Consider the following 13,479-nt stretch of genomic DNA (forward strand, 5'->3'; position numbering starts at 1 on the left):
GCCACGACGACGCTTTCCATCACCAATGGTTTGAATACAGGAGATATCGGATCCATGAAGATCGTCATCATCGGCGGTGTCGCCGGCGGCGCCTCGGCCGCGGCGCGGGCACGACGCCTTAGCGAAGACAGCGAAATCGTCGTCATCGAACGGGGCGAAGCACCGTCGTTTGCCAATTGCGGGCTGCCCTATTACGTGGGTGGCGAAATTCAATCGCGTGACAAGTTGTTGGTCGCCCCGATCGAACGTTTGCACGGACGCTACCGATTGGATGTTCGGGTTCGCAGCGAAGTTGCGAAGATCGATCGTGCGAACAAGACCGTGGATGTAAGAGATCTGCGTGACGGGACGACGTATCAAGAAAGTTATGACAAGCTGATCGTTGCGACCGGCGCGGCACCCTTCCGTCCCGACTTGGACGGCATTGATCATCCCCGCGTGATGGAACTACGTGACCTGAAGGATGCCGACGCAATGCATGCCGCCGCGGTCGGGCAATCCGGAAAAGCGGTCGTTGTGGGCGCAGGGTTCATCGGCATCGAAGTCGCCGAAAACCTGGTCCGCCGGGGTTGGGACGTCACCGTCGTCGAACTCGGCGACCAGATTTTGCCGCCCTGGGATAAGGAAATGGTCAATGGTCTGCACGATCATTTACGCGGTCACGGCGTGACGTTGCAGTTAAACGATTCGGCCGACCGGTTCCAGGATCGCGACGGCGGCGTGACAGTCCACTTGAAGTCCGGCGGATCCATTGACGCCAGTTTCGTTGTTTTGGCGATCGGCGTGCGTCCGGAAAGCCGCATGGCGGCCGATGCCGGTATCGAATGTGGCCCGCGTGGCGGCATCGTCACCAACGCGCAAATGCAAACCAATGATCCCGATGTCTATGCCGTCGGGGATGTCGCCCAAGTGACCGATGTGGTGACCGGTTTGCCGACCCAGATTCCGTTGGCCGGCCCGGCCAATCGTCAAGGCCGAATCGCCGCCGATCACATCTTCGGGCGGGCGTCGACGTTTCGTGGAACGCAGGGAACCGCCGTCGTAGGCGTGTTTGACCGAACCGCCGCGATGACGGGGCAAAGCGAAAAGCTTCTGAAACGTGCCGGAACGTCGTATCAAAAGATCTACGTTCATCCGACTGACCATGCCGGTTACTATCCGGGGGCCCAGGGGATGACGTTGAAGTTGTTGTTTGATCCCGATTCGGGGCTGATCTTGGGCGCTCAGGCCGTCGGCGGTGCGGGCGTGGACAAACGGATCGATGTGATCGCGACCGCCATCCAAGCCGGTTGGACGGTGGAGGATCTGGAGGAAGTCGAACTCTGTTACGCCCCCCAATACGGGCACGCCAAAGATCCGGTCAACATGGCCGGCTTTGTCGCATCCGGCGTTGTGCGAGGGGATCAACCCGTCGTGCATGTCGAATCGATCGCTGACGCGATGCCGGTCGAAGAATTCCGGATCGATGTTCGCACACCCGGCGAATTCGCCAAGGGACATCTGCCCGACGCGGTCAATGTTCCGCTGGAAGAACTGCGGGATCGACTGGATGAAATCCCGCGAGATCGATTTGTCATTGCATATTGCCAGGTCGGGCTGCGTGGCTACATGGCCAGTCGCATTTTGATGCAGCGTGGTTACGACGTGAAGAATCTGAGCGGTGGCTACAAGACGTGGATCCAGCACCACGGCGAACAAGTGCCGGTCGCCTGAACCGGCTAGGTCATATCACCAGGTGCAAATGGACAAGACGATGCATCGGAGTTGATCCGGTGCATCGTCTTGTGCGTTTCAGATGATCGTTTCTTAGCGAAGCTTCCGAAGCTATCGCATCAACGTTGCCGCTGGCATCGTGGCAATGCCGACACCGGCGGCCGGCGGAGCCGCCAGACCGTATCCGCTGGTGCGTGGTGCCAAGGTGGTGGCCGGCTGTCCGGCCTGACTGATCGATCGGTTGTCGGCGGTCGATCCGACCGGCGTGGTGCCGGCGACGGTGGTCGATGACAACCGCGGCGCGTTGGTGGACCGGGCTAAGTTGGCGGATGACGATCCGAACGGGACGATCCGCTCTCCCGAACCCAACGGTCGCAACCGTGCGGCCAAGTCCGAAGTGGCTGTCGACGCGGCTTGACGGGTCACTTGGCCCACCGGTTCGTAATCGACGCGTTCTTCGCGAACGATTCGGTGAACGGTCTCGGGAACCTGGACGGTCTTGGTTTCCGCGACGTATTCGGTCCGTGTCGTTGTTTGATTGACGACGTCGGTTTGCGTCTGCCAGTGAACCTGAGGCTTGAATCGATACGCCAGCGACGGCTTGGCGAAGGGATTCCAACGGTTGGCGTAGTAGGGTTCCAGGACGGTTCGCGTCACCGGATACAGGGTGGTCCGAGTGGTCGGTCGCGTCTCGGTGACCGTCCGAGGCGCATAGGTGGTTTGCTGGCGTGAAACCATGCGTGTTTCTTGGACCGGCCGTTCGATCGTCTTCTTGACCGGGGCATAGCCGATTCCGGTGGTCGGATCGGTGTACAGCCCCGATGACGCTTGCTGGGCGGTGGCGTTGCTTGCGACCCCACACAAAATGCCTGCGGTCAACAAGGTTCGTGGCAGCAGAGCCGGGCAATGACGACCGCTGGCGACCGTCGAAACGCGGGATAGAATCCGATGCTTCATGGCTGGTCCTCGCCGTGTTCGATGTGTTTGAAAAGACAGCGGTGTTTCACGATTGTGACCTGACCGTAACCGGATCAAACCGGCACCGCTCGGATTGAAGCATCGGCCGAGATCAGACTCTCAACGCAGTAAAAAAAATGATTGATGCGGATTTCGTCGCGATGTTGCGGTGCCCCGTCGACGGCAGCCAGCTCGAATTGGTGCCCCCCGATTTGTTGGGGCAGATCAATCAGTGGATCGAAGAAAAACGGCTTTTTAACACTGCCGATCAAGCCGTCAGCGAACCGATCGAGGCTGGGTTGCGACCGACCGGAAGGCCGGTGATCTATCCGGTCCGCGCTGGCATTCCCACCTTGGTGCCCGATGAGGCGATTCGATTGCCCGACGAAAGTGGGGCGGGCGGTGAAACTGACGCAGCGGATCACTGACGCTAAGCCCACCGCAGTTTCGTTGGTTTGATGGCGGTCACCGGAAAGCCGCCTTATGACCAGTCCGGACCTTCGTCGCTGCCCGGATCGCCGCACCAAGCGGCCAATGCGGCGATGACTTGATCGCGACCGGATGCATTGGTCCACAACGAATCGTCGACGTCCAAACGGATTTCGTATTCGCCTTCGCGGGTACAGTCGTCTTCGCCGCAAAAGTGTGGCACTTCGCTGACCCAAACGATCCGGTATAGGGGGACGTGCTTGTCATCGATAACGATAAGCGGCGATTGCGACATGTCGTGACCTCATTCATCGGATGAATCGGTATCGCGGAAAACGGTCCCGCGTGTCGGCGGATGAACTCCCGGAGCTTCCTCTTTTTCCGCATTCCCGTGCTCGACCGCTACGTTCTGCAGTTTACAAGAAGTCGTCGAGATCGTAGCCGGGACTTTCGCGAATTTCGCTCGATCGGGAACCGAAGCGATCGAGCGTCCAAATTTCTGGGGCGTTGAATCGTCCGCTGCGGCGCACCTCCGAGGGGTGATTCCGCCGATCAATCACCGGAGCATTCGACGACGCGTTTGGGCAAGCATCCGATCTGGCGTCAGTAGCGTGGCACGTCCGCATCGATTTGTTGGCTCCACAAGTCGATCCCGCCAGACATGCTGGTTGAATTCGAAAATCCACTTTGTCGCAATGCAAACACCGCGTGCAGGCTTCGCACCCCGTGGTGGCAATAAACGATGATGGGACGATCGCGATAAGGTTCCAGTTCACCGATCCGACTCGGGAACTCGCTTAGTGGAATCAGCTTGGCTCCCTGGATCCGTGCTAGTTCAAATTCGTCCTGCTCTCGGACGTCGACTAGCACCACGTCCGGATTCTCCTGGATTGCGGTTTGTGATTGGACAACGGTGATTTCCAAGGGGACATCAGAATCGGGCAAAGCAAAGTCTCTGTCGGGCAAACTTAGGGCAAGGCGAGCATTGGGTCAGATCGACAAACGGATCACCTATTGAGACGGCGGCTGGTTGGGGGGCGAAATGGAGGCCAGGATCCGCGTGTGGAAGATGATTTGATCGGGGTACATGGAAAACACCATGTCCGGATAGAACGCCGAGATCAATCGCTCCAGCGAGACCGTGTCACGCCGTGTCGAACTGTACGAATTGATCATCGATTCGGACAAGCTGATGCGATGATCGGATTGATTCAACCCGGCCAGTTCCCTGGCACGCTGTTCCGCCGCTTTCATCGCTTGTTGCACCATCGTCAAACGTTTCTGGGTGGTCAAGTTAGCGGCAAACAACGCGATCGGGCGTGATATTTGGCTGGACGACGGTGAATAGATCACTGATCGCGAAGATGACGATGATTCCACCAAGTCCTCCGGTGGAAGGACTTGTAAAAGGTTTTGAAGTTGTTGTTGACCTTCGACCAAGTTTGATTCTTGGTCGAGTGCTCGGTCGTCCATTTCGTCCAAGATCAGCATGACACAGCGGGCGATCGTTTTCGGTTCGCTGGTGACGCCGTTGCGAGCCCGAAGAGCAATGGAACTGACGGACTGCGATTCCGGACCGGCGGAAAAGAACGCGGAGTGTATGTGAGCTTGGTCGCACCCCATTTCCGCTGCGGCACGTTCAATGACCAGCCGGCGTCGACGCAAACCTTCGATCGCGTCTTGGGAATCGGTCGCGCTGCTGGTTAAGGGAATCACCAGTGCGATGTGTGTGGGGGCCAACGCGGTCTGGCTGACATGCTGGATTGAAAAACGATGCGCCGTGTCGGTTTGACTTGCGGCGTTCGCACCGGCCGGATTCACTTTCGCGGTCGTTGTATCGTCGGCGCTGACCGATCGATGTTGGCCGGTCAACAACAAGCAGATGATCACCACCGTGGCAGCGACAAGCCGGTGAACGTTTGCGAACGACATGACCATGACCCCTCGTGAATAGACCCAAAAATCGGCTGGCAAAACCGAGAGACATCATAGCCAATCCACCACTCTGAAACATAAAACGACCACCGCCAGGAAGCGGCGGTCGTGTCATTTCAGGCACGGTCGCGATTCGCGTGATTGAACGCTGAAACGCTACATGGTCGGGGCCGGCGGGCGTTCGCCAAATTTGGCTTCGTAGCGTGCGGCGAACGCCTCAAAATTCTCCGGATGGCACTTGAAACACTGCGAATCTGGTCGGTTGTGTTCATCGCACCAGTCACCCTTGGCCTGGAAATCGGCCAACAGGGATGTGTCACATAGTGGGCATTCGGATTCGGGGACTCCGTGTTCGCGGCACCACCAGCCACTGTGATCATCCGCCATCGCCACGACTTCATCACCGCCCTGGCCATCGACCTGTTGTGTGGACAACGATTCGTCGCTTTCGCTCTGGCAACCGGTCAACAGACAGGCTCCGGTGCAAAGAACGACAGCCATGAAATGGTTCGTATAACTCATCACGATTCTCTCTCAGAAGACAACAAGGAATGGCCCGCGTCCGCAGATGCGGAACTTGGGCCGGAAGGAAGGGATGTGCAGCCCGTGCCAAGATCATCAGCACTTCTTTCCGCCGATGACGTCAGCGATGGGCGATCGGTGGGTGGGCGATCGGTGGCATCGCGAACGACCACGTACAAGACTCGTAACACCAACAACGACATCACGGTCGCACTGATAACGCCACCGATGACTACGGTGGCCAACGGACGCTGGACTTCGGCACCCATGCCATCGCTGAACGCCATGGGGACAAAGCCCAACGCGGCGACCAGAGTGGTCATCAGCACCGGACGTAAACGTGTCATTGCCGCTTGATGAACCGCTTGCTGAAGCGGAACGCCTTGGCGACGCAACGCTCCGATGGTCGACACCAACAGCATGTCGTCCAGCACGGCGACGCCCGACAATGCAACGAATCCGATCGCCGCACTGATCGAAAACGGCATGTCGCGAATCCATAAGGCAAAGATTCCGCCTGTCCAAGCGAACGGGATTCCGGTGAAAACACGGACCGTGTCAATCAGATTGCCATACGTCATGTAGAGCAGGCTTAGGATCAACGCCAGCGCGATCGGTACGACGATCATCAGACGCTGTCGCCCGCGAATCATGTGTTCAAACTGGCCACCGAATTCGACGTAGTATCGGGACGATGGCATGACGATGTTTTGAGCGATCGCGGCCCGGGCTTCTCGAACAAAGCTGCCGACATCACGCCCACGAACATTGACCGAAACGGTGACGCGGCGTTGTCCCCATTCGCGGGCGATCTGGGACGGGCCGGTGGTTACCGTGACGTCGGCCAAGCGTTCCAGGGGGATTTGTTGGCCGCTGGGTGTGGTCACCGGGATCGATCGAATCGACGGAACATCATGTCGCGCATCGTCGATCAAGGTCACGGTAAGCGGGAATCGCAATTGGCCTTCGAAAACGTCACCGACCGGTCGGTTTCCGATGGCCTGGACCAGGTCCAACACTTCCGCTGCGGCGATCCCGTACCGGGCGATTTCGTCTTGGCGGATGCGGACCTGAAGCATCGGTTGGCCGGTCAACTGAGTCGCGCCGACGTCGGCGGCCCCCTCAATTCGCAGCAATTGTGTCTCGATCTCGCCGGCCTTTTCCGCCAGCGTCTCCAGGTCATCACCGTAAAGCTTGACGGCGATGTCAGATCGTGAACCGGTGCCCATTTCATCCAGCCGCAACTTGATCGGTTGGGTATAGGCAAGACGCTGTCCTGGCAGATCCCGCAACACTTGTTCGATCAATGCGGTCAATTCGCCCTGTGTGCCCGCTTTGACCCATTGGTCGCGTGGGCGAAGCGTGATGAAGACATCGGTCAGTTCCAATCCCATCGGATCGGTGGCGATCTCCGCTGATCCGATGCGGCTCCAGACGTGCGCGACCTCATCGGGAAACGATTCCAAGATGGCGCGTTCCATTTGGGTGTTGAACCGAATGGAATCTTCCAGTTCCGTTCCCGCCAATCGAACCACATTGATCGCAACGGCGCCTTCGGAAAGCTGAGGCATGAACTCGGTCCCCAGATTCGGGGCGATCATTCCAAACGCCACGACCAGCACGCCGGCTGCTAACCCGATCACCGCCAGCTTTTGGTTCATCGTGAACCGCAACACCGGTTCGTAAAGCCGTTGCAGCACGCGGACAAGCCATGGTTCGCGTCGGATCACGCGTTTGGGCATCAGTAGGCTGGCCAACACTGGCATCAGAGTCATTGACATCAGCATCGATCCGGCCAAAGCAAAGATGACGGTCATCGCCATCGGCCGAAACATTTTGCCTTCGATGCCTTCCAGCGTCAGAATCGGCAGGTACACGATCATGATGATCAGTTCACCGAACAGCGTCGGGCCTCGGACCTCCATGGCCGCATCGCGGATGATTTCCAACCTTGATTTGCTCTGTCGTTCACCGACGATGCCCAGGTGGCGGACGCAGTTTTCAATCATCACCACTGAACTGTCGACGACCAGGCCGAAGTCGATGGCGCCCAGGCTCAGTAGGCTGGCCGCGATGCCGAATCGCCACATGCCGGTGAACGCGAATAGCATCGACAAAGGAATTGCCAGTGCGACGATCAGGCCGGCACGCAGGCTGCCCAGAAAGATAAACAAGATGGCCACCACCAACAGACCGCCTTCGAAAAGGTTTCGGCGGACTGTTTCGATCACCGAATCGACCAGTTCGGTGCGGTCATACATCGTGACCAATTGCATCCCGCTTGGCAGGTTGTCACGGATTTCTTCGATCTTGGTCTTCAGTTCGTGGGTGTACTGATGGGTGTTTTCGCCCATCAGCATGAACCCCAAACCCATCACCGCTTCGCCACGTCCGTCGGCGGATACCGCGCCGCGTCGAATTTCATGACCGATGTCGACGTTTGCGACATCGCGGATGCGAATCGGCGTTCCCTCGGACGCTTTGACGACGATGTCGCCGATCTGTTCGACGTTGGTGGTCCGGCCGATTCCTTGGACCAGCAACATTTCGCCCAGTCGATCGATCTTGCCACCACCGACGTTTCGATTGTTCTGTTGCAAAGCGACGATGACATCGGTGAACGTCAGTTGACGGGCGATCAGGCGTGCCGGATCAACACGCACTTGGAACTGTTTTTCAAAGCCGCCCCAACTGTTGATCTCTGCCGTACCGGCGACGGTTCGAAGTTGTGGTTTGACGATCCAGTCTTGGGCGGTTCGCAATTCGGTCAACAAACGTTGGCGCTGTTGCGGTGACAGTTCCGTGAAATCGACGTCTGGATACGTCAGGACGTAATGAAAGACCTCTCCCAAGCCGGTTGCGACCGGCCCCATCGTTGGCGGTGACACTCCAAAAGGTAGTGTGACGGTGGCCAAGCGTTCGGCGACAACTTGACGTGCAAAGTAGATGTCGGTGTCGTCATCGAATGTGACGACGACTTGTGAGAACCCGAACTTGGAAACCGAGCGAATGTTCTGAAGCGACGGCATGCCGCTGAGAGCTTGCTCGATACGGTAGGTGATTTGGCGTTCAATCTCCTCCGGTCCCAGGGCGGGCGCGGTCGTGTTGATCTGCACCATCACCGGCGTCGTGTCGGGGAACGCGTCAATGTCCAGTTGGGACAGCGCGTACGCCCCGGTGCCGAACAATGCGACCAGGCTTAGCAACACCGCCGCACGGTGTCGCAGGGACAGTTCAATCAGATGCTTCAGCATGTCGATGGACTTAGCGACCGCAGGTGCATCCGGCGCCCAAATTGCCACGCAGCAATTGGGCTCTCAGGACGTCGCTGCCCTTGGTTGCCACGACTTCGCCGGGAAGAACGCCGGCGATGATTTCGACAAATCCGGCCTGTCTCGCGCCCGGGCGAACCGACCGGGTGACAAAGAACTTTGGTCGGTCCTTTTCAAAAAATCTGGAGTCACGCACAAAGACCACGTGCCCGTCCCCGTCCCACTGCAATGCGGTTTCGGGCACGACGATCGAATCGGGTTCCTGTCGCAAGATGACTTGGCCCAATCCGAACGACTCGTTGCGCAAACTCTGGTCTGGGTTTTTCAATACCGCGCGGACCGCGACGGTGCGTGTGGTGGGATCCACATCGGTGCTGATCCAGGTCAATTGTCCTTCGTGCGTTTTGTCTTGACCGTCAGGACGATAGCGAACGGTTTGACCCAGATGAACCCATTCGGCCTGTTCAGCGGGAACTCGCAAATCCAGCCAAACTTGACGCGTGTCGACGACGCGGAAAAGCTCATTGCCGCGATTGACCACTTCGCCGACATTGGTGCGAAGTTGGGTTACGACGCCTTGCAGCGGAGCGGCGACGACGATCAGATTGGATCCGGAAAGGTCTTGTGGCCAAGCCTCATTGGATTCCGGACGTCCCAGACGCCGGACGGTCATCTTTGCCGCTTCCAATTCAAGCGTTCGCAAACGATCGATATCGATGGGCAGTCCCAGGTTGGCCAATCGTCCGGCCGCGTCGTCCACATCGGCACGTGCCTGTTGCAACTGGTTTTCAGCATCCAGAATTCGCTTGCCTGAAACGGCGCTGCCGGCCAACGGACGCAAACGACGAAGGTTGTCGCGACAGAAATGTTCGTGCGAAAGCGCCGCTTGCAATTCGGCTTTGATTCGTCCGGCTTCGGCACAGTCGACAATCCCCAGCGTCTGGCCTTGGTCGACCCATTGCCCGATTTGGACCAGGATGCGTTTGACCGTTCCATCGGCCGGCGGCGACACCTGAGCCAGCTTGGTTGCATCGTACCGAACGATGCCCGCCGCATCGATGGATTCGATCACGGTGCGGCGGGTCACCGGTTCGACATCCACGCCGGCCTTCTCCATTGCCTGCATCGAAGCGAATTGAATGCGGACACCGGCGGTGCTGCTGATCGGCAAGTTCGTCGGGCGCGGCATGGACTGAAGCGCGTGATCGGCACGCCGCAGATCTTGATCGGTCACCTCGGCCGGTTGCGATGTTTCGGCCAGTGTCGGATTTTCCAATACGCACCCGTGGACGCCGTGCGTATTGCAGTACGTCAACGAAGGTGCGTCGTCCAGCAAGTTTGGCCGACAAACGATACAGATTTCTTCGGGGACACCGTGGCTGGGGCACCAATTTGCCTTCGCGTCGGGCGTCTGGTTCGCCGTCAACGTTGAAAAACTTGGCAGCGTCCATCCGGTGGCATGACCGTACCAAGCCAAGACGCCTAGCACCGCGAAAACGCATGCCGTGGGGATCCAGCTGGTGGCTTTCCATACGATCGTACGGATCGATGTCGCGGGACGTTCCAGCGAATCGGACGGCTTGGGATTGGACACAGAAACGGTGGGCGGCATCACATTGCCTCCGTGGGCGGTACGTCAGGAATCGTCGGAACGTGATGTTCCGACGCTGCGTGCATGCCCGAAGCGATTTGACGTCATCAATGGTCACCGTAGGACCAGACGTCAGGGACAGGCACGTGTTGAAATCGACAAAACCAAGGGGTTCGATCGATCGTTACAAACGCAACGTGCACTGAAGCAGCAAGCGGTCTTTCCCGCCGATCGACAGACCCACGTCGTCATGCGAACGTCGAAGGCGTATCTCGCGAGGCATGATCGGGTGGTCCAAACCATCGTTACCGTCGATGAAATGGAACAGGTCCGTCGGACGTGTCGAATCCACCACCGCATCGGGCAGCAGAGCCCCATGACAGATGCAGTCGTGGCAATCACCCGGACAATCCACCGGTTGCGGATCGCCAGTATCGTCGACCAGTTCATCAGCCGCGTCGGTGTCGCAACCACAGCAATGGTCGCAAGCGAACGCAGCACCAGCGGGTACGTTGGTGCCGATACCCAACGTTGATGCACCATCAACCGCCGCTGCACAACAGCACCGATCCAGTGCCGGACAAGCCAGCACGGTAAGGATCAGACACAGATGCAGAAAACGCTCGAACAAGTCGCGAAACTATGGTGCGGGGATAACGGAAGAATCGGAGGGGGGAGGCGATGCGACCGCAGCATTGAAGGTCGCCGGCCGGGCGTGGCTGGGTACCAGTGCTATACAAAATGTCGCTAAGCAAACCGCGGCCAAACGATCGTCGTCGCCTACCTTACCCATTGTTCAAGCCATTTCCGGCCAGGTCAACTTTGAAAATTGTGTCGATTCACTCCGGCAATGGCGGGTCGGTGAATTCCGCAAGGGTCTCTTCCTGCGATTTATCCTCCAAAGAACCAATGATCGGAGTGCTTTCGATCCCGTCATCACTTTGGTTGACCGTCGACGCCAATTCAAGCGATTCGACGTGCGACGACAACGACGGGTAGGTGTATTGCTCGAAAGTCTGCAGAAAGCTTTCTCGCAATTCCTGTCCGTGTTCCCGGTCGATCACGTTCTGTTCGATGGCATCATCAATCGCGACGCACAGGCGATCGCTCAGGTCCGCGACGTCGTACTGCAGGTATTCCAAGACGCGTCCCACGGTGTCACCACCAATCGCGGAACAGATCACCGGGCCACCGTCTTGGAACTCGACGTGGACCGCGTTGGTGTCGCCGAACAAATTGTGAAGGTCCCCCAAAATTTCTTGATATGCCCCCACCAAAAAGACGCCCAGGCGATACGGATTGCCGGGAATCAAACGGTGCAACCGCAGTGTCTGGCAACGCTTGCCCCCACACACAAATTCATCAATCTTTCCGTCGCTATCGCATGTGATATCGCCCAAAACTGCGTGACGCGTTGGTTCTTCTTGCAAACGATGGATCGGCATGATGGGGAACAGATGCTCAATCGCCCAAGCGTCGGGTACCGATTGGAACAACGAAAAGTTTGCAAAGTAGGTGTCCGACAGCATCCGGTTCAGCGATTTCAACTCCTCCGGCATCTCGGGCAATTCATTGGCCAAGTCTCGCACCTTGTGGCAAAGTGCGAAGTAAACGTTTTCGGCCGCGACGCGCTGTTCCAGCGGCAGATAACCGCCGCTAAACAAATTCATGCAAAGGTCCAGCGACACCTGCGCATCGTGGAACGATTCCATCAGGTTGTCCGCGTTCAGGTGGCTGAACGCCCACCACAAATCATGAACCGGCTGTTCATACGACTCCGGTGGTGATGTTCCTTCGTCATCGGATGTGGCCGTTGCGGTCGCCCAGTCCGGCAGTTCCGGTGAACCTTGCGCGGCAACGCCCAACGTGTCAAAGACAAGCACGCTGTGTTGGGCAGCCACCGACCGCCCGCTTTCGGAAAACAGTTCCGGATGCGGAACGTTCGATTCATCGCACACCGTTTGGATTTGATACACGATGTCGTTGGCATACTCCTGCATCGAATAGTTCATGCTGGACTGCGAATCCGATTTGGAACCGTCGTAATCGATTCCCAGTCCACCGCCGACGTCCAGGTGACCCAGCGCCGCTCCGCGTCGGTACAAGTCGACGTAAATCCTGGCTGCTTCCAAGATTGCGGACTTCAGTTGACGAATGTTGCCGATTTGGCTGCCGACGTGAAAATGCAACAACTGAAAACAGTCGCCCATTCCCATTTCCAACAAGTGATCCAAGCACTGGGTGACCTCCGCGACGGTCAGGCCGAACTTGCTGCGGTATCCGCCGCTGGCCTGCCAACGCCCGGAACCACGGGTCGCCAGTTTGACCCGGATACCAATCCGCGGACGCACACCGGCGGCATTCGCCAGACGCAAAAGGACGTCCAACTCGCTTCGTTTTTCGATCACCGGAAAGACTTTGCGGCCCAGTCGCTGGGCGGACAATGCCAGGTCGAGAACCGCTTCGTCCTTCACACCGTTGCAAACGATCGGTGAATCCGGCGGTGACATCGCGATGGCCGCCAACAGTTCCGCTTTGCTGCCGGCCTCGATTCCGAATCCCAGTTTGGCGCCGGTTTCGACGATTTCCGCGACGACGTCTTTCTGTTGATTGACCTTGATCGGAAAGACGCAGCGATAGCGGTTTTGGTACTGATGGTCGTCGATCGCCTGGCGAAAACAGTGGTCCAAGCGATGCAAGCGATCACGCAGGATGCCGCCGAAGCGAACCAAAATCGGCAACCGCATTCCGTCGGCCACCAACGATTCGATCAATGCGTGCAGATCGACCGACGCCTGAGGGTCGCGATCAGGCGATACCAGTACCGTGCCGTCGGGTGATACATGGAAATAGTCGTCGCCCCATCGATCGATCCCATATTCGTCCACTGCGTTCTGAATCGACCATGCGGTACTGATGGATTGCGTCAATGCACCAAAGCCTTCGGAGAATAACGTCGGCGGTCATCCAAAAGATGGGACAACCCAAAGCGCGCACAGTATCCAAACGGCATTTGATTTGGTCTAGCAGCGATTCGCCAGAATTTTGATGTCTTTTGGG

The 13,479-nt window shown here is 57.9% G+C and carries 11 protein-coding genes; 2 read left to right on the forward strand and 9 right to left on the reverse strand.

Features of this window, described 5'->3' with window-relative positions; all coding sequences use genetic code 11:
* Nucleotides 1-54 precede the first annotated feature (54 nt).
* The gene (locus tag HFP54_RS19330) at nt 55-1,713 is read left to right on the forward strand and encodes an FAD-dependent oxidoreductase (protein WP_168566433.1); all 1,659 of its coding nucleotides are present in this window, start codon (nt 55-57) and stop codon (nt 1,711-1,713) included.
* A 111-nt stretch (nt 1,714-1,824) separates the two neighbouring features.
* Here HFP54_RS19330 and HFP54_RS19335 read toward each other — a convergent pair whose 3' ends face one another.
* On the reverse strand, nt 1,825-2,670 hold the full coding sequence (locus HFP54_RS19335) for a hypothetical protein (protein WP_146415745.1): 846 nt from the start codon (nt 2,668-2,670) through the stop codon (nt 1,825-1,827).
* A gap of 137 nt (nt 2,671-2,807) precedes the next feature.
* Here HFP54_RS19335 and HFP54_RS19340 point away from each other — a divergent pair, with 137 nt between their 5' ends.
* Nucleotides 2,808-3,098 carry a Trm112 family protein gene (locus HFP54_RS19340; protein ID WP_168566434.1) on the forward strand — a complete coding sequence of 97 codons (291 nt, stop codon included), beginning with the start codon at nt 2,808-2,810 and terminating at the stop codon, nt 3,096-3,098.
* Between the two features lie 53 nt (nt 3,099-3,151).
* Here HFP54_RS19340 and HFP54_RS19345 read toward each other — a convergent pair whose 3' ends face one another.
* The 8 genes from HFP54_RS19345 to speA all read right to left on the reverse strand — a co-directional run bounded on the left by HFP54_RS19345 (nt 3,152) and on the right by speA (nt 13,349).
* Nucleotides 3,152-3,394, reverse strand: a complete 243-nt coding sequence (locus HFP54_RS19345; RefSeq protein WP_146415743.1) for a hypothetical protein — start codon at nt 3,392-3,394, stop codon at nt 3,152-3,154.
* Between the two features lie 308 nt (nt 3,395-3,702).
* On the reverse strand, nt 3,703-4,044 hold the full coding sequence (locus tag HFP54_RS19350) for a rhodanese-like domain-containing protein (protein ID WP_146415742.1): 342 nt from the start codon (nt 4,042-4,044) through the stop codon (nt 3,703-3,705).
* A gap of 66 nt (nt 4,045-4,110) precedes the next feature.
* Complete coding sequence (locus tag HFP54_RS19355) at nt 4,111-5,031, reverse strand: hypothetical protein (RefSeq protein WP_168566435.1); 921 nt, start codon at nt 5,029-5,031, stop codon at nt 4,111-4,113.
* Nucleotides 5,032-5,190: 159 nt separating this feature from the next.
* Nucleotides 5,191-5,556: a hypothetical protein gene (locus tag HFP54_RS25295; protein ID WP_197138250.1), complete on the reverse strand. Its 366-nt coding sequence runs from the start codon at nt 5,554-5,556 to the stop codon at nt 5,191-5,193.
* A complete protein-coding gene (locus HFP54_RS19365; RefSeq protein WP_168566507.1) occupies nt 5,556-8,810 on the reverse strand; it encodes an efflux RND transporter permease subunit in 3,255 nt (1,084 codons plus the stop codon). Before HFP54_RS19365 ends, HFP54_RS25295 begins: the two co-directional genes overlap by 1 nt.
* 10 nt (nt 8,811-8,820) lie before the next feature.
* The gene (locus HFP54_RS19370; protein WP_168566436.1) at nt 8,821-10,440 is read right to left on the reverse strand and encodes an efflux RND transporter periplasmic adaptor subunit; all 1,620 of its coding nucleotides are present in this window, start codon (nt 10,438-10,440) and stop codon (nt 8,821-8,823) included.
* Between the two features lie 163 nt (nt 10,441-10,603).
* A complete protein-coding gene (locus tag HFP54_RS19375; RefSeq protein WP_168566437.1) occupies nt 10,604-11,050 on the reverse strand; it encodes a hypothetical protein in 447 nt (148 codons plus the stop codon).
* A 208-nt stretch (nt 11,051-11,258) separates the two neighbouring features.
* On the reverse strand, nt 11,259-13,349 hold the full coding sequence (speA, locus tag HFP54_RS19380) for a biosynthetic arginine decarboxylase (protein ID WP_168566438.1): 2,091 nt from the start codon (nt 13,347-13,349) through the stop codon (nt 11,259-11,261).
* Between the last annotated feature and the right edge of the window lie 130 nt (nt 13,350-13,479).

Origin of the sequence: Crateriforma spongiae (assembly GCF_012290005.1) — a bacterium.
GTDB lineage: Bacteria > Planctomycetota > Planctomycetia > Pirellulales > Pirellulaceae > Crateriforma > Crateriforma spongiae.